Origin of the sequence: Burkholderia cenocepacia, assembly GCF_014211915.1 — a bacterium.
Classification (GTDB): Bacteria; Pseudomonadota; Gammaproteobacteria; order Burkholderiales; family Burkholderiaceae; genus Burkholderia; species Burkholderia orbicola.
In genome coordinates this window covers 316,536-337,176 of sequence record NZ_CP060041.1, presented here as the reverse complement: position 1 = coordinate 337,176, position 20,641 = coordinate 316,536, and the positions used below count along the sequence as shown (strand labels likewise).

Annotated in this window: 14 protein-coding genes and 2 riboswitches; of the genes, 11 read left to right on the top strand and 3 right to left on the bottom strand. The window is 65.7% G+C overall.

Features of this window, described 5'->3' with window-relative positions; genetic code table 11:
* The first annotated feature begins 9 nt into the window (after window positions 1–9).
* On the top strand, window positions 10–1,779 hold the full coding sequence (locus SY91_RS30710; protein WP_023475136.1) for a histidine kinase: 1,770 nt from the start codon (window positions 10–12) through the stop codon (window positions 1,777–1,779).
* Window positions 1,780–1,826: 47 nt separating this feature from the next.
* On the opposite strand, the gene SY91_RS30705 is transcribed toward SY91_RS30710, so the two are convergent.
* Complete coding sequence (locus SY91_RS30705; protein ID WP_023475135.1) at window positions 1,827–2,948, bottom strand: alpha/beta fold hydrolase; 1,122 nt, start codon at window positions 2,946–2,948, stop codon at window positions 1,827–1,829.
* A 395-nt stretch (window positions 2,949–3,343) separates the two neighbouring features.
* Between SY91_RS30705 and SY91_RS30700 the strand changes: the two genes are divergently transcribed.
* Window positions 3,344–4,465 (top strand): sensor histidine kinase, encoded by a 1,122-nt coding sequence (locus SY91_RS30700; protein ID WP_043886727.1) that lies wholly within the window; start codon window positions 3,344–3,346, stop codon window positions 4,463–4,465.
* Between the two features lie 138 nt (window positions 4,466–4,603).
* Here SY91_RS30700 and SY91_RS30695 read toward each other — a convergent pair whose 3' ends face one another.
* Window positions 4,604–4,837: a hypothetical protein gene (locus tag SY91_RS30695; protein WP_011549124.1), complete on the bottom strand. Its 234-nt coding sequence runs from the start codon at window positions 4,835–4,837 to the stop codon at window positions 4,604–4,606.
* Window positions 4,838–5,654: 817 nt separating this feature from the next.
* Between SY91_RS30695 and SY91_RS30690 the strand changes: the two genes are divergently transcribed.
* The 4 genes from SY91_RS30690 (at window position 5,655) to SY91_RS30675 (ending at window position 10,545) form a co-directional block, all read left to right on the top strand.
* Window positions 5,655–6,617 (top strand): LysR family transcriptional regulator, encoded by a 963-nt coding sequence (locus SY91_RS30690; RefSeq protein WP_043886723.1) that lies wholly within the window; start codon window positions 5,655–5,657, stop codon window positions 6,615–6,617.
* Between the two features lie 676 nt (window positions 6,618–7,293).
* Window positions 7,294–7,755 (top strand): aminoacyl--tRNA ligase-related protein, encoded by a 462-nt coding sequence (locus tag SY91_RS30685; RefSeq protein ID WP_260632525.1) that lies wholly within the window; start codon window positions 7,294–7,296, stop codon window positions 7,753–7,755.
* Window positions 7,756–8,161: 406 nt separating this feature from the next.
* A complete protein-coding gene (locus SY91_RS30680; RefSeq protein ID WP_260632524.1) occupies window positions 8,162–9,403 on the top strand; it encodes an MFS transporter in 1,242 nt (413 codons plus the stop codon).
* A gap of 341 nt (window positions 9,404–9,744) precedes the next feature.
* Window positions 9,745–10,545: a phosphodiesterase gene (locus SY91_RS30675; RefSeq protein WP_023475134.1), complete on the top strand. Its 801-nt coding sequence runs from the start codon at window positions 9,745–9,747 to the stop codon at window positions 10,543–10,545.
* Between the two features lie 147 nt (window positions 10,546–10,692).
* Here the strand turns inward: SY91_RS30675 and SY91_RS30670 are convergent, their stop codons facing one another.
* Window positions 10,693–11,715 carry an ABC transporter substrate-binding protein gene (locus tag SY91_RS30670; protein ID WP_043886719.1) on the bottom strand — a complete coding sequence of 341 codons (1,023 nt, stop codon included), beginning with the start codon at window positions 11,713–11,715 and terminating at the stop codon, window positions 10,693–10,695.
* 140 nt (window positions 11,716–11,855) lie between these two features.
* Window positions 11,856–11,977, bottom strand: a riboswitch (guanidine-I (ykkC/yxkD leader).
* Window positions 11,978–12,409: 432 nt separating this feature from the next.
* Window positions 12,410–12,541, top strand: a riboswitch (guanidine-I (ykkC/yxkD leader).
* A 57-nt stretch (window positions 12,542–12,598) separates the two neighbouring features.
* Between SY91_RS30670 and SY91_RS30665 the strand changes: the two genes are divergently transcribed.
* The 5 genes from SY91_RS30665 to SY91_RS30645 all read left to right on the top strand — a co-directional run bounded on the left by SY91_RS30665 (window position 12,599) and on the right by SY91_RS30645 (window position 20,635).
* On the top strand, window positions 12,599–13,354 hold the full coding sequence (locus SY91_RS30665) for an urea amidolyase associated protein UAAP1 (RefSeq protein WP_023475131.1): 756 nt from the start codon (window positions 12,599–12,601) through the stop codon (window positions 13,352–13,354).
* 11 nt (window positions 13,355–13,365) lie between these two features.
* Entirely contained in the window at window positions 13,366–14,022 is a 657-nt protein-coding gene (locus SY91_RS30660) for an urea amidolyase associated protein UAAP2 (RefSeq protein WP_011549113.1), read from the top strand.
* A gap of 88 nt (window positions 14,023–14,110) precedes the next feature.
* Entirely contained in the window at window positions 14,111–17,728 is a 3,618-nt protein-coding gene (gene uca, locus SY91_RS30655; RefSeq protein WP_023475130.1) for an urea carboxylase, read from the top strand.
* Entirely contained in the window at window positions 17,725–19,596 is a 1,872-nt protein-coding gene (gene atzF, locus SY91_RS30650) for an allophanate hydrolase (protein ID WP_023475129.1), read from the top strand. The genes uca and atzF overlap by 4 nt, the downstream gene beginning before the upstream one ends.
* 64 nt (window positions 19,597–19,660) lie before the next feature.
* Window positions 19,661–20,635, top strand: a complete 975-nt coding sequence (locus SY91_RS30645) for an ABC transporter permease (protein WP_023475128.1) — start codon at window positions 19,661–19,663, stop codon at window positions 20,633–20,635.
* The last annotated feature ends 6 nt before the right edge of the window (window positions 20,636–20,641 follow it).

The window sequence follows — 20,641 nt, the reverse complement described above, 5'->3', positions numbered from 1 at the left end:
CGCCCGATCATGCATGGCATCTACAACCTTCCGCTCGTCGTGCTGTCGCTCGCGATCGCGACGCTGGCGTCGTATACGACGCTCGACCTCGCCGCGTTCATCTCGCTGCTCGACGATCCGAAGCTCAAGCGTGCGTGGCTCGGCGGCGGCGCGGCGGCGATGGGCACCGGAATCTGGTCGATGCATTTCGTCGGCATGCTCGCGTTTTCGTTGCCGGTGCCGCTCGGCTACGCGTGGCAGGAAACCGGCGCGTCGCTGGCGATCGCGGTGCTCGTATCGTATTTCGCGCTGAACGTCGTCACGCGCGCACGGCTGGGCTGGCGGCGGCTGTGCATGGGCGGCGTGCTGATGGGCGGCGGGATCGCCGGCATGCACTACACGGGGATGGCCGCGATGCACATGCAGCCCGGCATTCGCTACGATGCCGGGCTGTTCGCTGCATCGATCGGCATCGCGGTGATCGCATCGACGGCCGCGTTGTGGATTGCGCAGGCGTTGCGCATGCAGCAGGCGCGCCACGCGACCGCGCAACGTATCGGCGCGGCCGTCATCATGGGCCTCGCGATTACCGGCATGCACTACACGGCGATGGCGGCCGCGCATTTCGCGCCGGATGCGCGGTGCGGCGCCGCGAACGGCGTCGACGCGCCGTGGCTCGCGACCACCGTCGCGTTGTTTACGATGGCGACGCTGGTCGTCACGCTGCTGGTGTGCCGCTTCGATGCGCGCACGACTTTCCTGCGCGGGATGACCGACACGCTCGAACGGCTCGTGCGGGTGCGAACCGGCGAACTCGAACGCGCGCTGTACAGCTACGAGCAAACGACGCAGATGCTGCAACGCACGCGCGAGAACATGGCGGCCGAGATCGACGAGCGCAAGGCCGCGCACGCGCTGCTCGAACAGGAGAAGGACGAACAGCGGCGCCTGCTGCATGCGCTCGAGGAAACCCACGAGCAGTTGCTGCAGTCGGAGAAACTCGCGTCGATCGGCCAGCTCGCGGCCGGCGTCGCGCACGAGATCAACAATCCGATCGGCTTCGTCAGCGCGAACCTCAATACGTTGAAGACGTGGGTGCGCAGCCTGCTCGACGTGGTCGCCGCGCATGAAGCCGCGCTGCCGCAGCTCGATCCGGCTACCCGCGATGCGCTGACGGCCGTGCACCGCGCGGCGGATCTCGACTACGTCCGCGACGAGATCGCGATGCTGATCGACGAGTCGATCGACGGCGCGCTGCGCGTGCGACGCATCGTGCAGGACCTGCGCGATTTTTCCCGGCCGGCCAGCGACGAATGGAGCGTGGTCGATCTGCATGCGGGCCTCGAGAGCACGCTCAACGTCGTCCACAACGAGCTCAAGTACAAGGCCGACATCGTGCGCGATTACGGCGATGTCCCGCACGTCGAATGCCTGCCGTCGCAATTGAACCAGGTCTTCATGAACCTGCTGGTCAACGCGGCGCAGGCGATTCCGGAGCGCGGCGTGATCACGATCCGCACGTCGTGCGACGGCGATCAGGTGTCGATCGCGATCAGCGATACCGGTGCCGGCATGACGCCCGACGTCGTCCGGCGGATCTTCGATCCGTTCTTCACCACGAAACCGGTCGGGCAGGGCACGGGGCTCGGGCTGTCGGTATCGCACGGCATCGTCGAGCGTCATCGCGGCACCATCGACGTGACCAGCGAGCCGGGGCGCGGCACGACGTTCCGGATACGGTTGCCGGTTCGGCGTGCCGGCGAGCGCACGAACGCGGCAGCGCTGGAGCAGCGGGTTTGACGTCGTGACGGCGGCCGCTCGCGAGCGGCCGCTGCGAGCGTCATGCGTCACGCCAATCGCTTGCGGCGCTGACGACGAAAGAAATGCCAGAACATCGCGGTCGCGTCCGGCCCCTTGGCGGAATGGAACGGCTCGCTCGGGTCTCCGCCGCTCCATGCATGCGGCAGCCGGCGGACGATGCACACCCTGACGACCAGCCGGCCGCTCTTCAGATAATCGACGTAGTCCGCATCGTCCTGCGCGTAGCTGCGTTGCTCGCCAATGCGGATCGCCCCGTGTTCGTCGACGAGCCGGTTGAGCCGCGCGAACGCGATGCCGAGCTGCGTCGCGTTCCGGTCGGTCACGACGGTATCGAGCGCGCCGTGGATGACGAGGGCCGGCATGCCGGGATAGGACGCGACGTCGGCGCACGCGTCGAGCGCGGCGACCGGATCGTCGCGGAGGCCGCGACGCATCAGGCTCATCGCGGCCATCGTCGACGACGGCGGCGCGATGGCCGGGCCGGAGTGCAGGCCGACGGCCGCGAAACGGTCGGGATACCGGAGCGCCAGCGCGGCGGCGAGCCCGGCGCCGGCGGACAGGCCGGCCACGTAGATCCGGTCGCGATCGAAGCCGTGGCGCCGCACGATGGCGTCGACCAGCGACGCGACGGCCGCGGCTTCGGACTCGGTCGCGTCGCCATGCCAGTGCCAGCAGCGGTGCGCATGGGTCGTCTTGGCCTGTTCGGGAAAGAGCACGGCGAACCCCGCGCGCTCGGCCAGACGGCAGATGCGCGTGCCCGTGGCGAACGATTCGGCGGTCTGCTTGCAGCCGTGCAGCATGACGACCGCCGGCATGCCCGCTGTCTTGGCGGGTGCGGTGGGAAGATACAGCGCATACGCAAGATGGTTCACGAGCCGGCCGGCACTCGGACCGGCGGAATGAAACGAGCGCAGCCAGGTGCCGGGCGGTTGGGCCGACGGTGTGCGTGCGGTATGCGTGGCACCTGTCCGTTTGGCGGCGCGGGCGCGAGCGGGGGCGGCCGGCTTGGCGGGCCGTTGAGCGGCCTTCGCGGCGGTTTTTTGGGCGGCCGGTCGCGGCTTGCCGGCCCGCTTCTTCGGCCGCGCACCGGTCGCGATGGAAAACAGTTCGAGATGCCGCAGCCAGAGGCTGGATTTTTTCCTGGGCATGTGCAGTTTCGTGCCGGTGGCCGGCCGTGGCGGGAAGAGGCGGCCGACTCCACCGTAGGATGGAAGTCGAACGGGCGCGAAGCAAGGTTCGTGCTGCCGGTGCCGCGGCAACCGAAAGACGGCGTCCGGCAGAACGGGGGTGACGCGCATCGATTATCGGCGATGCTGGCCGCCCGACGTGACGGGCGTGCGAATCGAAGCCTACTTCGGCCCTGAAAAGGACCATGGTGCATCCGGAATCGTCAGGCCCGCCGGGCCCTGGCCGCCGGGCGTTCGCCGCCCGTGCAGCCGGAAATGACGACGGCGGCGATCGAATCGTCGGATAACGCTGTTATTCAGTGATATCGTGCGGTTCGACAGAAGCGTCCAACGTTCATTCCGTTGTGAGGGGCGATATGCGTCTTGCTGATTTCATCGTACGGAACATGGAAACGATCCTGGTGCAGTGGGAAGCGTTTGCCGCCACGCTGTTACCGGCCGCGAGGCACATGAACTCGCAGGGGCTACGCGACCATGCTCGCGAAATCCTGATCGCCGTCGCCAAGGACATCGCGACCCCGCAAACGCGGGAAGCGCAACACGAAAAATCGCTGGGGCGCGCCCCCGAGCCGGCGAACGCCAGCGAGACGGCCGCCCAGACGCATGCCGTTCTGCGCGCCCGGCGGGGCTTCAACATCAACCAGCTGGCAGCCGAGTATCGGGCGCTGCGTGCCAGTGTGCTGCGGCTGTGGATCGATGCGTGTCAGCCGGCCACGCCCGATATGGACGACATGATTCGCTTCAACGAAGCGATCGATCAAGCGCTGGCCGAATCAGTCTCTTTTTTTACCGAACAGGTCGAACAGGCTCGCAACCTGCTTCTCGGCATGCTGAGTCACGACATGCGCACGCCGCTGCAGACCATCCAGCTCACGGCGTCGTATCTTGCCGCCCTCAACGCAGGTGAGGCCGTATCGGAGGCCGCCGCTCGGCTGATCAGAAGCGGCGGCCGCATGCAGGGCCTTCTCGACGATCTCTGCGATTTCAATCGAACCCAGCTCGGGCTGGGCATCAACGTCGTTCCCCGCAATATCGATCTCGCACATGTGCTCGACAATGTGGTGGACGAGTTGCGGGCCGGTCATCCGGATCGCGAAATTACCGTCGATATGCGCGGCGATCTCCGGGGCGAATGGGACGACCAGCGAATGCAGCAGCTGCTGAGCAACCTGGTGAGCAATGCCATCAAGTATGGCGCGCGCGATACACCGGTGCGGGTGGTGGCCACGGCGACCGGCGATGAAGTGTTCGTCGAGGTCGGCAACAGCGGGCCGGCGATCGATCCGCGCACGCTCGACCGCATTTTCGATCCGCTCGAGCGCGGGGAAGAGCGTCAGGGAAGGAAGGGTGACGATGCCGGCCTGGGGCTCGGCTTGTTCATCGCGAGGGAAATCGCCAAGGCGCATCGCGGCCGGATCGACGCGCGGTCCGATCAGACGGAAACCGTGTTTGCGGTGCGGCTGCCGAGAGGTGTATGAAGCGGGAAGCGCGGATCGGGGGATGATTCGCCGTCGGGCTTGCGGTCGGCGGTGGCGAGAGGCCGCTACCGGCCAAGAACGGCCGTTCGACACAGCTTTTTAGATCGTCGGCAATCGGTGCGGATAAGGGCGTAGCCTTTAGCGGTTACCGTCGATCAGATCGTTCAGCAGCGCATCGAACGCGGCCTGTGCGTCTTCAAGTTCCTGCAGGGCGGCATCAAAGGTTTGCAGCGCGAACGGCGAAGGCTCGCCGCTGCCTTGCGGCGGAAATTGCTTCTGCATCGAGGCGAACGTACTCTGCACGCGCAGCGTGGCGGCCACCATGCGCTCCATCGCCTGGGTTTCTTCGGCTCGGGCCTGTTCCGGATTCATTCCTCTCTCCTTGGATGGTTTTCTTGAAGACCAGATCGTACACGCTGTGTCCGTTCTTGCCGCCCTTGGCAGAACGACTCCGTTGAAGGTTCCAACGGCACGCTGCGGGAGAAGCGATTTAATCGGGAATGATTCCGCAGTCGCGCCGAGGCCAAGATACTCATCGAGCGAGGCTATAAAATCCCGCCGCAGGTCACAACGATTGGCCGCTTTGGATAAATCTGAAGGCCCGTTCTGGGTCGGCTGTTGCCGCCTGTGTCGGGCAGCAGTCGGCCTCGACAGTCCTAGGCAATCGCTCTCAAGCAGCCATTCGAACGTCGACTGTACCTTGCCAACGGACTCACGCGTGCCAATCGTATCCGTCGCGGCACGCCACGCCCTGAACGCGAAGGCGCGAATATGGGCGCGTCCGATCGTCTTGGGACACGCACACCGGACACCGGTCGATGCCGTGGCGCTTGACCCGGAATGCGACTCGGTCGCCGCTCGCCGCTACCGATAAACGGCCCGTGGCTGCGCTGGCGGGGCGACAACTAAATTGACGCGAGCGGAATCATGCGCCTGGCTGACTGTGCGTCACGCCACGAGCAGACAAACGGCAGCGTGTACCTTAGACTCTTGCCGCAATGACCATTGAGTGGCCGGATGCTTCGTCAACGAGAGCATCCGAGTCAGGGACGACATCGCCTTTGTCCATTTGATCAGCATCCGAGCGAGTCCCGAAAGGTTGGGCAACCGCATGGAAGCGTTGCTGCGGCAAAGCCGCTCGGCCGTCGCGGTGAAGCCTGTGAACGATAGAAGTATCTAAGGATGCTGCATGGCGACCAAGCTGTCATTTGAAGTTCTCGAAGTTTTGGATGCAATTGACCGGACCGGTACATTCGCCGAGGCGGCCGAGTTGTTGCATAGAGTTCCGTCCACGCTCACTTACCTTGTGCAAAAGCTGGAAAGCGACATGGATGTCGAGCTGTTCGATCGCAGCGGCAGACGGACGAGACTCACGGAAGCGGGTCGTGCTGTTGTGGAAGATGGGCGTCGACTTTTAGACGCGGCTCGACACCTGGAGGCCAAAGCAAAAGGCATTCGAGACAGTTGGGAATCGGAGCTTCGACTATGCGTCGATGCAATCTTGCCAATCCAGTCCTTATGGCCATATGTCCATGCCTTCTACGACCTGGAGATGAATACCCAGCTAAGTCTTTCCACCGAGGTGCTTGGGGGCGTGTGGGATGCCCTGGTTACGCGGCGTGCCGATCTCGCGATAGGGGCGTTCGGCGAGCCGCCGCATGCCGCCAATATAGCGGCCCGGCCAATCGGAACTCTCCGGCACGTTTTTGTCGTGGCTCCGGACCATCCACTCGCCCGCATCCCCGAGCCGTTGGAGAGCGAAACGATCGCAGGATATCGAGGCGTTGTCATCAGTGACACTTCTCGCGAACTGCAACGGCAATCTGTGGCCACCCGTGACGGACAGCCACTGGTCATCGTGCCGACGCTCGCAGCTAAACTGCAAGCACTGTGTGAAGGTATCGCTGTCGGGATGCTGCCTGATTTCGTAGCGAAAGAACCGATACACGAAGGCAGGCTGGTCGCGCGTCGCATTGTGGGTGTGCGCGAGTTCACGAATGGCTACCTCGCTTGGCGCGAGGACAAGGTAGGGAACGCTTTAAACTGGTGGATTGCGCAACTAGACAGCGCCGATCTGCTTGAACGGCTCTTGACGCCGCGTCAAGAGAGTAAAGGGCAGCCCGGGACGGCCACTTGCGCAGTCCGTTACTAAAGCGCGGAGTAACAGCCCATCAGTGCTAATGTCCGAGGATCTTCGCCGGTGCATGCAGTTGGACATCCGAAGATCAGCTTGGCACTGAACCTTGCCGTTGAGTTGCCGAGGCATCCAATGGCTACAGCGGGTCGAACTGCGACGGCCGCACATTGCAGAGCATTGGCCGGCCATGTTCGGCCAGAACCGGTCGGTCGGCAACAGAGGATAGACTGTCGACGATCTTTAGCCACGTGACTCGTTTTGGTCCTTGAGATCACGTCGGGGCCTCCGAGACATGTGGATCGGTTCACAAATCAAAATTAATGTGCCAATATGGCCAGCATGGAACTCCGTAACGTCCCGAACCAATCTCGTCATCATCACGGTCGTCACTCGATGCGCCGTGGTTCGTTACGTCCATAGCAGGACATCCGGGGTTGCAGTTTCCCCTTCCTGTACAAACGACCAAGGCGCCTACGGCGCCTTTTTTATTTTTCACCCCGAGGAGACTTTCATGACCATGATTCGCGGAACACGTTTCATCGTTGGCGAGGAAGCTGCACAAATTCGCGCTCTGGAAACCCAATTCCGGAGCTATCTTCATTAACGCTGGAGCAGAGGAGGCGATTGTCCCGGCGTTGTGGTCGCAAGATACATTCATTCAAAAAGCCGGGGTAGCGAGATCATCGGCCAGATGTGGGCCTTTCCCGATAAGAAGGGACGCGCTTGCTGCCTGATTCCTGAGGCAACGGCGCTGTTCCAGGAGCGATGCAGCGAGCTGCTGGGCCGACAACGGGAGCGGATGTTGTTTTATATCGCTCGATGCTACCGCTATGAACGACCTCAAGCCGGTCGCTACCGCGAATTCTCCCAACTAGGATTTGAGTATCTATGCCCCAACCCGGAATCCGCCCTCAAACGCAGTCGGGAGGTGGCGCTCGGCTTTTTTGATTCACTCGGCCTCCGCTATGAAATCGACGATTCGGCCCGCAGAGGCCTCAGCTACTATCTGAACGGTCGGGGCTTCGAAATACGCTGTACCGAACTCGGAGCCCAACAGCAAGTGGTGGGTGGCGGCGCCTATCAGCAGGGAGCCGGTTTCGGCATCGGCGCTGAGCGACTATTGTTAGCGATGACCGCTCAGGGGCTCGTGTAGCGAAATCCAATGCCGGTGCGGCTTGCGGCTCCGGACAGTCGCAAGCGCCATATCACCGGCTACATGTAGTAAAGCGATGGCGCGAATGTCGGCTTTCCGCGATCTCGACTGCTCCTTGTGGGTCGACTACAGCCGAACGCGTCGGGCGGCATACGGCCAGGAAGGGACGCTCGACATACCTACGTGAATTGCTGACCATCGCTATCCGAAGCGTCGCCAGTCGCGAATCGGCCCTGTATGTCGCCACTAATAAAACGTCGGCCTCTGGAGACGTGCATCTAAACGGCGAGAAAAATGTTGAGGTAGCATCTTCGAACTCAACAGGGGGAAGGCGGTGTTTCGGGAAATCAAAGCACGCATAAACTCAATCAGCGTCCCTCTCGCCAGTCTGCTTCTAAGCGATCTGATGAGGATCCTGGCAGAAATGGTTGGCTATATCACGCTCCCTTGGTGGATCGTTCACCGGGGTGGCGCGCACGACTTGGCGACCTACAGCGTAAGCGTTGCCATCATCACGATTTTTGCAATGCCACTGCTTTCGCCGCTAGGGGATCGCTACGCAAAGAGACCGCAGATTGCATGGGGTCTATGCACCCTGATGGCGGTCGCCTTTACCCTCGCTACGCTCGCCTCGCTGTCCGACTACCGACTGATGCCTCTCATCTGCATAGGCGTGGTCAGTGTCATAGCCAAAGCTTTCATCGATCCGGCCAGTTCCACCATTTCGGCCGAACTTCTTCCGGCGAATCGTTTGGGGGAAGCGCTTCGTCTTCGTAAATCGACGCAAGCGGCCGGCCGTGCCTTAGGTCCAGCATTGGCTGGCGCGACACTGGCCTTGGGCGGTATCGCCGCAACATTTTGGATGAACGGCATATTACTCGGCGTCGCTGCTTACGTGACTTTGCAGCTTCCGTCCCAATCTCAGCATCGCGAACACCATCGCAGTTTAGCTCGTTGGTGGAATGACCTGCGCGCCGGACTGCATGCTAAATGGATCGTCCCGTTGGAGCGCGGCTGGACACTTGTAAACTTCCTCGTCTGGATATTCCAAGGCCCCGCAGTCGGCATGCTGATCCCGCTCAAAGTGCAATCACTTGGGCTGTCGGGTCTCTGGCTAGGTGCTTGCGAAGCGGCCTTATCGATAGGTTTACTACTCGGAAGCTTTCGTGGTTCTGATGCACTAGTTAGTCGTTTCGGCCGATTCAACGTCCGGGTGGGGGCCGCTATGTGCGAAGGGCTGGCTCTTGCTGCTTCGGGCTGGGTCCATTCACCCATCGTTCTCGTATTGGCCTTCACATGTGTGGGTTTCGCCAACGCGTCGGTGGGCCTCGTTGGCGCGACTCACCGCTCATTGGCTATCCCGCAGAATTTCCGCGTGCGCATTCTCGCCGCCAGCATGATGACCACGCAGATTGCAGGCATCCTTGGACCGATGATCGCAGGCGCGGCGCTCACGCATTGGCCGGTGGGCGAGGTTTATACATGCTTCGGCCTTGCCACTTGTCTGCTCGCTTTTGGTTTTGTCCTCATACCACGATCGCGCGAATTCTTTGCGCTCAACCACGATCAGGTGAAAGATTGGTTTCGGCACGAATATCCCCATGCATTCGAATCACCCGCGGTGCCCGAATCGAGACCGACTGTGTAGATCGTGTCAAGAAATGCCATATGTATGTGCGGGTTAGTCTTAACCCGAGACATGATCGAGTGACCGCTTTGTAGCGATTTAATCGACCGGTCAGGGTCGATCTGCGCCGGTCGCGCGTCACGGGGCGGCGGCCGGCCGCGTTCGGCCAGAAGCCGCCTTTCGTGCTTCGCCACCCGGCGTGTGCGTCTACTTGTCATCCCGAATCAGCCACGCTGACGCACGATTGAGCGCGCATGGCGCCCGACCGTTGTCACCGAAAGCCTCTGTCGATGGGCGAATTTTGTCCGGCCTAAAATCTTCTCGATCGATGTACGGGCAGGTCAAAGCCAACGGAGCGCCGAGTGACGGTCATCGCACAACTTTCCGATATTCATGTCCGGCCTCACGGCGTCCTGTATCAAGACGCCGTGGATTCCAACGTCATGTTTTCGGCGGCCGTCGATTCGCTGAACCGCATTCGACCTGAGCCAGACCTGGTCGTCATCTCCGGCGACCTGACGGACGAGGGCACCGAAGACGAGTATCGAAAACTTCGCGAACTGCTCGTCGAGTTGAGGCGACCGTTCGTGGTTCTGCCGGGTAATCACGACGACCGTGGCAATCTGCGAGCCGCGTTCCCGGATCACGCGTGGCTTCCGGACGAGGGCGCACTCTCGTTCGCGCTGGACGTGGGCGAACTACGCCTCGTGGCGTTGGACACCTCCGTTCCAGGGCTACATCACGGTGAACTGGACGCCGAAACCCTGGCGTGGCTCGACACTGAACTTGCCGAGCATCGCAATCGGACCGTGGTTATCGTCATGCACCATCCACCGTTCATGACCGGCATTCCTTATCTGGACATCTACGGATTGCGAAATGCCGAGGCCTTTGCTGCGGTTCTGGCGCGCCACGACAACGTAGATCGCATTCTTGCCGGGCACGTCCACCGGTCGATGCAGACACGTCTTGGACGCGTTCCGGTACTCACCTGCCCGAGCACGACCACTCAGATTGCGCTGCGCGTTGAAGCTGACGCGCAGCCCGCTTCCTTTCTCGAACCCCCTGCATACATGCTGCATCGCTGGGCAGGTCGAGGTCAGCCAGCGGTTTCCCACTTGTGTTACGTGGGGCACTTCGAGGGCCCGTTCCCTTTCGCGTAAGCGCCCCGTCAATACACGGCGGTCGATGACGTACGAGGCATCGGCACGGCATGGGCGGGCAATGACCGCTTGCGACCTCGGAGCACGTGAGCGCATCAGAGTCGCCCACCGGCGCAGCGCATTGCCGCGCCGGCAGGCTTTCCGCCCTCAATGCGCATCGACGAGCCGCGGATCGATATACGCGTCGACGTCCTGCGACTGCTTGTACACGGCGTTACGCACGTTGAACGCATTCGCGTTGCGCGTCGAGCCGTAGATCGAATCGAGCCCGTCGCCCTTGCGGAACGCACGCTTCGCGGCCGCCTCGTCAAGCAGATGCGTGCCCTTCAGCAGCGGAAGATATTGCGCCGGCGCGAGCCCGACACGCGCCGACATGATCTTGACCGCATCGGCCTGCGTCTTCGGATCGTTGATGTACGCGACGCAGCGATACCAGACCTTGATCACCTTCGCCCAGTCGGCGCGACGCGCGGCGAGACTCGCCGGCGCGACGGTGATCGCATCGTAGATCAGCCCCGGCGCATCCGCCGACGTGAAGATCGCCCGTGCGCCCGGCGCGCGCTTCAACGCCTCGCCGGCGTTCGGCTGCCATGCGGCCACCGCGGCGATGTCGGCCGACGAACCGAGTACCTGCGGCAGCTCGTTGGTTTTCGCATTCACGAGCGTGACGTCGCCGTCCTTGAGCCCGTGCTTCTGCAGCGCGGTTTCGAGCAGCAGATGGTCGACCAGGCCGAGCTCGACGCCGATTTTCTTGCCCTTCAGCGCCTCGACGGTGCGCAGCGGCGGCTTCGCGACGATCATGTCGTTGCCGGCCGAGTAGTCGGTCAGCAGGATCATCACGTTCTTCGCGCCGGACGCGCCCGTTACCAGCGCATCGCCGTTGGTCGCCGCGACCGCATCGAGCTTGCCTGCGGAAAATGCGTCGAGCGACGCCGAATAATCGAACCATTCGAAATCGACGTCGACGCCGGCCTCCTTGAACCAGCCCTTGTCGAGCGCGACCTGGAACGCGACCCAGCCGGGCCAGTCGCTGTAGCCGATCTTCAGCGGTGCGGCAGCCTGTGCGGCAGGCGCCGCCCATAGCGTGGCGGCCGCGACGGCGGCGCCCAATGCATGACGGATGAAACGGAAGGACGGCAGGCGGCGGAACGCCGGGGCGGGACGGGTCATCGTTGTTCTCCAGGAGACCGGGATCGGGATCGTCGATACGGACCGTGCGCGAGCACATGGTCCGGCTGCGTGACCGGTTCCTGCGGATGCGGAACGAACGAAGCGGCCACGGAGAGGCGCGACGGCCGTTGCCATCGCCAATCTCCCGGGCTTTTGTCCCGCCGTGTAGCACGCGTGCATCCGGTCTCGCGACCGGACGAACTCGCGCCGGGCTGCTCTCGGACCAGACGTTCGATGAACCGGAACCCTAGCAACCCTAAGATGCGACGCCGCCGCACCTCTCGGCGTCATGCCGAGCGAGAAGCGTGCCAACGGCGCGCGGCAAGGCGATTCAACGGCGGCGGGTGGCGCGCTGAAGTTCGATGAAGCGGGCGGCGAACAGCGCGTGCAGTACGCGCCGGAGCAGGTCGAGCTTGTTCATGAAGGATCGGATATGAGGTGACGGTGCATGGGTTCAGCAATGCCCATGCCATCACGCATCGGCCGGTGGGCGAGCACGCGACGCGCACTGCACCGGTGCGCGCTTGCGTGCGCATGGTGCGCCGCGCGCCCGCCGCGAGGGCAAGCGAATGCGTCGGTCATTCGGATGTCGCGCGGCATCGCGCCGCCGGGCCGCGTCGTGCGGTCATCGAGCGGCGGCTGGCACGCAACTCGCTTATTCGATGCCCGAGAGGTGCGAAGCAATTTGCATCATCTTCAGGATCGCTAGGGTTCCGGTCGTGCGGCGTGTGCCGCGCGATGCCTGGTCCGAGAGCAATCCGGTCTTGCCTTCGCCTCGACGAGAGGAAACGGCGAGGCTCCACGGAGGGATAAAAGCCCGGGAGGTCGCGATGTCGTTCGGTCGCCCTCTCACGCCTTTTGTCCAACCGATCCCGGAGCCGCCATGTCGCCGAACCCCCAAGCCATTCTTGCCCCGCCGCCGCACGTCGCGTGGGAAACGCTGATTCCCGCCGGAACCCACTGGTCCGGCATCCTGCGCCGCGGCCTCGTGCTGCGCATCGTCGACGTCGACGGCGGCGCGAACCTGTCCGCCGTCTTTCATCGCCAGGAAGACCTGCTCGAACGCTACAACATGGCCGACACGCTGAAGGCGCAGCACACCGCGCATCTGACGCGCGGCCATGCGCTGTATACGGACATGGGCCGCGTGATCGCGTCGATCACGGCCGACACGCTCGGCTGGCACGACCCGCTCGGCGGCGTCGGCGATGCGCGGCTGTTCGCGCACAAGTACGGCACGTCGTCGTACCAGGCCGATCGCAACGCAATGATCCGCAACGGCCGCGACAGCCTCGTGCTCGAACTCGCCAAATACGGACTGTCGGCGCGCGACCTCGCCGCGAACGTCAACTTCTTCAGCAAGCTGGATGCACGCGACGACGGCGCGCTCGAGTTCGTCGCCGGACATTCGCCGGCCGGCAGCGCGTTCGACCTGCGCTTCGAGATGAACACGCTCGCGGCGTTCTCGACCGCGCCGCATCCGCTCGATCCGCGCCCGGACTATGCGCCGAAAGCCGTGAAGCTGATCGCGTACCGCGCGTATCCGGCCGACGGCGCGGCGCCCGACGACGACCCGTGCCGGCGCGCATGCGCGGAGAACATGCGCGGCTTCGCCAACACCGACCGTCTGTTCGCATGAGGAGCGAGACCATGCCGATCATCGAAAGCCGTCTCGACCCGCGCGACGCGATCCACGACGTCACGCTGAGCGCGGGCGACCCGTGGCTGCACGACCTGAAGCGCGGGCAGACCTTCCGCATTCTCGACCTCGAAGGCAACCAGGCCGTCGACACGCTGTTCTACCGCACCGACGATCCCGAAGAGCGCTACAGCGCGCAGGACACGATCCGCTCGCAGCGCAACCTGTACCTGAGCGCCGGCAGCGTGCTCATGTCGAGCCGCGGCAACCCGATGGCGACGATCGTCGCCGATACGTGCGGCCGTCACGACACGCTCGGCGGCGCGTGCGCGGCCGAGAGCAACACGGTGCGCTATGCGCTCGACAAGCGCTACATGCACAACTGCCGCGACAGCTTCCTCAACGCGATCTCGCACTGCACGTGCGGCGCCGGCGCGCGGCTCACCAAGCGCGACCTGGTCGGCAACGTCAACTTCTTCATGAACGTGCCCGTCACGCCGCTCGGCGGGCTCACGTTCGAGGACGGCATCTCGGCGCCCGGCAAGTACGTCGAGATGCGTGCGGAGATGGACGTCACGGTGCTGATCTCGAACTGCCCGCAACTCAACAATCCGTGCAACGGCTACAACCCGACGCCCGTGCGCCTCATGATCTGGGAGGCGGAATGAACGGCCCCCACGCTCGCTTGCTTTGCATGGGGCCGGAGTACGCGCTGAAGCGCTACTCCGGGCCGACACGTTCGCTGCGGGAGGCAACATGAGATTCGCCAAAGTTCTCGTCGCGAATCGCGGCGAAATTGCCTGCCGCGTGATCCGCACGCTGAATCGCCTCGGCATCGCATCGGTCGCGATCTATTCGGATGCCGACCGCGACGCGCGCCACGTGGCGCTCGCCGACGAAGCCGTGCGGGTCGGGCCCGCGCCGGCGGCCGACAGCTATCTGAACGTCGCGGCGATCCTCGCCGCCGCGCGCGCGACCGGCGCGCAGGCCGTGCATCCCGGCTACGGTTTCCTGTCCGAGCACGCGGGCTTCGCCGACGCGTGCGAAGCGGCGGGCCTGCGCTTCATCGGGCCGCGCGGCGATCACATGCGCGCGTTCGGCCTCAAGCACACCGCGCGCGAACTCGCGGCCGCGCACGGCGTCGCGCTGCTGCCCGGCACCGGGCTGCTCGACGACGTCGCGACGGCGCTCGCCGAAGCCGACGCGATCGGCTATCCGGTGATGCTGAAAAGCACCGCGGGCGGCGGCGGCATCGGCATGTCGCTGTGCCGCGATGCGGCGCAGCTCGGCGCAGCGTTCGAATCCGTCGTGCGGCTCGGCGCCGCGAACTTCGCGCATGCGGGTGTCTATCTCGAGAAGTTCGTCGAACACGCGCGGCACATCGAAGTGCAGATCTTCGGCGACGGCCGCGGCGGCGCGATCGCGCTCGGCGAACGCGATTGCTCGGTGCAGCGGCGCAACCAGAAGGTGATCGAGGAAACGCCCGCGCCCGATCTGAGCGCCGCCGAGCGCGACGCGCTGCACGCGAGCGCGGTGCGGCTCGCGCGCGCGGTGGGCTACGCGTCGGCCGGCACGGTCGAATTCGTGTTCGACGCGAGCACGCGGCAATTCTATTTCCTCGAGGTGAACACGCGGCTGCAGGTCGAGCATTGCGTGACCGAGGCCGTGACGGGCGTCGATCTCGTGGAATGGATGATCCTGCAGGCCGAAGGCGACCTGCCGCCGCTCGACACGCTCGCCGTCGCCCCGCGCGGCGCGAGCATCCAGGTGCGGCTCTATGCGGAGGACCCGAACAAGCAGTTCCAGCCGAGCGCCGGACTGCTCACGCACGTTGCGTTTCCCGACGACGTGCGGGTCGACGGCTGGATCGAGGCGGGCACGGAGATCAGCGCGCATTACGATCCGCTGCTCGCGAAGCTGATCGTGCGCGGCGACACGCGGCGCGACGCGCTGGCCGCGCTGCGGGCCGCGCTCGACCAGACCGAGCTGTACGGGATCGAGACCAACCTCGACTACCTGCGTGCGGTCGTCGGCTCCGACACGTTCGCGCGCGGCGCGCCGACCACTGCCTTCCTGTCGCGCTTCGCGTTCGCGCCGCACACGATCGACGTGCTCGACGGCGGCGTGCAGACCACCGTGCAGCAGGCGCCCGGGCGGGTCGGCTACTGGAGCGTCGGCGTGCCGCCGTCGGGGCCGATGGACGATCGCGCATTCGATCTCGCAAACGCGCTGCTCGGCAACGCGCGCGACGCGGCCGGGCTGGAATTCACGATGGTCGGCGCGACGCTGCGCTTCAATAGCGCGACGCTGTTCGTGCTCGGCGGTGCACCGCTCGCGGCCACGCTCGACGGTGAAGCGGTGCCGTTCTGGCAGGTCGTGCGAGCCCGACCGGGCGCGGTATTGAAACTGGGCGGCGTGACCGGCGCGGGCGTGCGCGCGTGTCTCGCCGTCAAGGGCGGGCTGCAGGTGCCCGACTATCTCGGCAGCAAGGCGACCTTCACGCTCGGCCAGTTCGGCGGCCATGCCGGCCGCGCGCTTCGCAAGGGCGACGTGCTGCATCTGCACGCGGACGTCGGGCGCGGCGACGCTGGTGCGACGCTGGCCGCGGCCGAGATTCCCGCGCTGACGCATGCATGGACGCTCGGCGTGCTCGACGGTCCGCATGGCGCGCCGGATTTCTTCACGCCGGACGACATCGCGATGCTCTACGGCACGCAGTGGACCGTCCATTACAACTCCAGCCGCACCGGCGTGCGGCTGATCGGCCCGAAGCCGCAATGGGCCCGTGCGGACGGCGGCGAGGCGGGGTTGCATCCGTCGAACATCCACGACAACGCGTATGCGATTGGCGCGGTCGATTTCACCGGCGACATGCCGGTGATTCTCGGCCCGGACGGGCCGAGCCTCGGCGGCTTCGTGTGTCCGGTGACGGTCGTGTGCGACGAGTTGTGGAAGCTCGGGCAGTTGCGGCCGGGCGATACCGTGCAGTTCGTGCGTGCGGGCGTGTCGGCCGGGAAACCGGCTGCGGCGGCGGTGGATGCGACGCGTGACGTTGCCGCAGCCGCATCCGACTCATCCGGCTCCTCCGACGACTGCGTGCTGCATCGCGACCCGTCGGCCGGCGGCGGCATCGGCGTCGTCTACCGGCGCTCGGGCGACCGCAACGTGCTGGTCGAATACGGGCCGCTCGTGCTCGATCTGAACCTGCGCTTTCGCGTGCACGCGCTGATGGGCTGGCTCGACGCGCACCGGCTGCCCGGCATGCTCGACCTGACGCCGGGCATCCGCTCGCTCCAGGTGCAGTTCGACGCGCGGACGCTGCCGCTCGACGCGCTGCTCGCGCATCTGCAGGCCGCCGAGCGCGAACTTGCCGACGTGGCCGACCTGCGTGTGCCGAACCGCATCGTGCATCTGCCGCTGTCGTGGGACGACCCGTCGACGCGCGTCGCGATCGAGCGCTACATGCAGTCGGTGCGGCCCGATGCGCCGTGGTGCCCGAGCAATATCGAGTTCATCCGGCGCATCAACGGCCTGGCGAGCATCGACGACGTGAAGCGCATCGTGTTCGACGCGCGCTATCTGGTGATGGGCCTCGGCGACGTCTACCTCGGTGCGCCCGTCGCGACGCCGCTCGATCCGCGCCACCGGCTCGTGACGACGAAATACAACCCCGCGCGCACCTGGACGCCGGAGAACGCGGTCGGCATCGGCGGCGCGTACCTGTGCGTGTACGGGATGGAAGGGCCGGGCGGCTATCAGTTCGTCGGCCGCACCGTGCAGATGTGGAACCGCCACCGCACCACGCGCGAATTCGAGGCCGGCAAGCCATGGCTGCTGCGCTTCTTCGACGAGATCCGCTTCTACGAAGTCAGCGAGGCCGAGCTGACTGCGTTGCGTGCGGATTTCATCGCGGGCCGCGCGACGCTGAAGATCGAGGAATCGGTGTTCGATCTGCGCGCCTACAACCGCTTCCTGCACGACGAGGCGGAGTCGATCGCCGCGTTCAAGGCGACGCAGCAGGCCGCGTTCGACGCGGAGCGCGAGCGCTGGCGCGCGGCGGGCCACGCGGAATACGCCGGCGACGCGGAGCCGGGCGACGCGCAAGCGGACCGGGTAGCGGGTGCGCTCGACGACACGCAGCGGGCGATTGCCGCCGACGTGTCGGGCAGCGTGTGGAAGGTGCTGGTGGACGCCGGCGAGCGCGTGACCGAAGGGCAGGTCGTCGCGATCGTCGAATCGATGAAGATGGAGGTGGCGGTGACGGCAACGGAAGACGGCACGATCGAGACGATCGATTGCGCGCCTGGCGCGGCGGTGGTGGCCGGCCAGCGGCTGATGGTGATGAAGGCGGGCGCCGCCGAGGAGGTCGCATGAGCACGAAGGACCGCCCGGTGCTGCCCGGGCTGCGCTCGATTGCCGCGCTGCGTGCCCGCTATGCGGCGGGCGACCTGACGCCGCATGCGCTCGTCGACGCGATCGCCGCGCATTTCGACGCGGGCGACTCGCACCATGCGTGGATCAGGCCGCTCACGCGCGACGAGATGATGTCGTATGCCGACGCGCTGGCCGGACGCGACATCGCGTCGTTGCCGCTGTACGGCGTGCCGTTCGCGATCAAGGACAACATCGACCTCGCCGGCATCCCGACGACCGCAGGCTGCCCCGCCTACGCATACACGCCGGCACGCAGCGCGCCGGTGGTCGAGCGATTGATCGCGGCCGGCGCGATTCCCGTCGGCAAGACCAATCTCGACCAGTTCGCGACCGGGCTCTCGGGGCAGCGCTCGCCTTACGGTGCGTGCCGCAATGCGCTCGACCCGCGCTACGCGTCGGGCGGCTCGAGTTCCGGGTCGGCGGTGGCCGTCGCGCTCGGCGTCGCGACGTTCTCGCTCGGCACCGACACGGCGGGCTCCGGGCGCGTGCCGGCCGCCTTCCACGGGCTCGTCGGGCTCAAGCCGACACGCGGCGTGCTGAGCACGCTCGGCGTGGTGCCGGCCTGCCGGTCGCTCGATTGCGTGTCGGTGTTCGCGCGTTCGGCGGACGACGCGCGCACCGTGTTCGCCACCGCGCACGGCGTGACGGACGGCGATCCGTACGGGCGCGCCTGGCAGCCGCTGCTGGGCGCGGACGGGTTGCGCGCGCAGCCGGCGCGGCCGCTCGCGCAATTGCGCTTCGGCACGCCGCGTGCCGATCAGCTCGAATTCTTCGGCGACGCATCGTATCGCGCGGCCTGGGGCGCGGCGCTCGAACGGCTGCGCGCGACCGGCGCGCGGGTCGTCGAGATCGACTTCGCACCGTTCCTGGCCGCCGCGCGGCTGCTGTACGACGGCCCGTGGGTCGCCGAGCGGCTGGCCGCGATCGGCGCATTCGCCGCGCGCGAACCCGATGCACTGCATCCGGTGATCCGCGAAATCGTCGGCGGGGCGTCGCGCTTCAGCGCCGCCGACGCGTTCGCCGCCTTCGACCGGCTTGCGGCGCTGCGCGTCGACGCGGCCCGCGCGTGGGATGGCCTCGACGCGATCGTGATGCCGACCTCGGCGACGACCGCGACCGTCGATGCGCTCGAAGCCGATCCGATCGCGATCAATTCGCGCTTCGGTTACTACACGAACTTCGTGAACCTGCTCGACCTGTCGGCGATCGCGGTGCCGGCGGGTACTTGCGCAACCGGGCCGCATGCGGGCTTGCCGTTCGGGATCACGTTCGTCGGGCGTGCGCACGACGATGCGCGGCTGCTGGATCTCGCGCAGGCGTGGGGCGAGGGCGCGGCCGCCGTCGACGACGTTCGGCCGCCCGCGGCCGCGATGTCGGCGCGTGCCGCAGCCGCGGGTGTCGTGCGCGTGGCCGTCGTCGGCGCGCATCTACGCGGCGAACCGTTGAACGGGCAGCTCACGCAGCGCGGCGCGCGCTTCGTCACCGCGACCACCACCGCGCCGGCCTATCGCCTCTATGCGCTGTCCGCGGAAGCAAGCGGTGGCGTTGCCAAACCGGGGCTCGTGCGTGTGCCGAACGATGGCGCACCGATCGCGGTCGAGGTCTGGGAGATGCCGGTCGACGCGTACGGCAGCTTCGTCGCCGGTATCGCGGCGCCGCTTGGCATCGGCACGCTGACGCTCGCCGACGGTGCGCGCGTGCAGGGCTTCCTGTGCGAAAGCGTGGCCCTCGACGATGCGCAGGACATCACGCGCTTCGGCGGCTGGCGCGCTTACCGCGCGCAGGCGGCCGGCGGCGCATTGCAATGAACGCACGGTCGCGCGATGCCGCGGCATCCGCGCGACCGGCACCTGAAACGATACGGAGATTCCGATGACAACGACCCGCAACACGACCGGCTGGCTCGCGGTGCGCCGCGAGCTGACGACGCGCGGCAAATGGACGCTCGCGCTGGCGTCCTTCCTGCTGCCGTTCGCCGTCTGGTGTCTGATCAGTTATGTGCCGTTCGTCTGGCATCCGCAGATGCGCATCACGAATCCGGGCAGCGTCGACTATTTCCAGACCGGGATGCAGATCGACCGCGACGTGTTCGACGACGAACTCGCGCATGCGCGGGCCGCGCACGCGGCGGTGCCCGAGGGCGAGCGCGCGAATCCGGTCTACCTGCCGGCGCCGCACCAGGTCTTGCGCGCGTTCTACACGGCGTTCACGACACCGCCCGCGTCGCGCGACGGCGTGTGGCTGCACGAAAGCCTGTGGCACAGCATCCGCATCATCTTCTGGGGCTTCGTGATTTCGTCCGCGATCGGCGTGCCGCTCGGCATCGTCTGCGGCACCTTCAGTGCGCTCGCGCGGCTGCAGGAGCCGTTCCTGGAGTTCTTCCGCTACCTGCCGGCGCCGGCGTTCGGCGCGCTGATGGTCGCGATTCTCGGCATCTATGACGCGCCGAAGATCGCGATCATCGTGATCGGTACGCTGTTCCAGCAGGTGCTGATCATCGCGAACACCACGCGCAAGCTCGAATACGGGCTGTTCGAGGCCGCGATGACGCTCGGCACGAAGAAGCTGAAGCTGCTCACGCACGTCGTGATTCCGGGCGTGCTGCCGGACCTGTATCGCGATCAGCGCATCCTGCTCGGCTGGGCGTGGACTTACCTGATCGTCGCCGAGCTGGTCGGCACGAGTTCGGGCATCACGTGGTACATCAGCCAGCAGGCGCGCTACCAGCATTTCGACAACGTATATGCGGCAATCCTGATGATCGGGATCATCGGCCTCGGCACCGACATCGTGCTCGGGCTGCTCGGCCGCCGGCTCTTTCCGTGGGACCGCACGCTGAAAGCGTGAGCGTCG

What these genes read in the sequence shown, in the direction of transcription:
- SY91_RS30710 (WP_023475136.1), top strand. Translation starts at nt 10, where the DNA reads ATGCATGGCATCTACAACCTTCCGCTCGTCGTGCTGTCGCTCGCGATC.
- SY91_RS30670 (WP_043886719.1), bottom strand. Translation starts at nt 11,715, where the DNA reads ATGACCCGTCCCGCCCCGGCGTTCCGCCGCCTGCCGTCCTTCCGTTTC.
- uca (WP_023475130.1), top strand. Translation starts at nt 14,111, where the DNA reads ATGAGATTCGCCAAAGTTCTCGTCGCGAATCGCGGCGAAATTGCCTGC.
- SY91_RS30660 (WP_011549113.1), top strand. Translation starts at nt 13,366, where the DNA reads ATGCCGATCATCGAAAGCCGTCTCGACCCGCGCGACGCGATCCACGAC.
- SY91_RS30645 (WP_023475128.1), top strand. Translation starts at nt 19,661, where the DNA reads ATGACAACGACCCGCAACACGACCGGCTGGCTCGCGGTGCGCCGCGAG.
- SY91_RS30695 (WP_011549124.1), bottom strand. Translation starts at nt 4,837, where the DNA reads ATGAATCCGGAACAGGCCCGAGCCGAAGAAACCCAGGCGATGGAGCGC.
- SY91_RS30680 (WP_260632524.1), top strand. Translation starts at nt 8,162, where the DNA reads ATGAGGATCCTGGCAGAAATGGTTGGCTATATCACGCTCCCTTGGTGG.
- SY91_RS30685 (WP_260632525.1), top strand. Translation starts at nt 7,294, where the DNA reads ATGTGGGCCTTTCCCGATAAGAAGGGACGCGCTTGCTGCCTGATTCCT.
- SY91_RS30665 (WP_023475131.1), top strand. Translation starts at nt 12,599, where the DNA reads ATGTCGCCGAACCCCCAAGCCATTCTTGCCCCGCCGCCGCACGTCGCG.
- SY91_RS30690 (WP_043886723.1), top strand. Translation starts at nt 5,655, where the DNA reads ATGGCGACCAAGCTGTCATTTGAAGTTCTCGAAGTTTTGGATGCAATT.
- SY91_RS30700 (WP_043886727.1), top strand. Translation starts at nt 3,344, where the DNA reads ATGCGTCTTGCTGATTTCATCGTACGGAACATGGAAACGATCCTGGTG.
- atzF (WP_023475129.1), top strand. Translation starts at nt 17,725, where the DNA reads ATGAGCACGAAGGACCGCCCGGTGCTGCCCGGGCTGCGCTCGATTGCC.
- SY91_RS30705 (WP_023475135.1), bottom strand. Translation starts at nt 2,948, where the DNA reads ATGCCCAGGAAAAAATCCAGCCTCTGGCTGCGGCATCTCGAACTGTTT.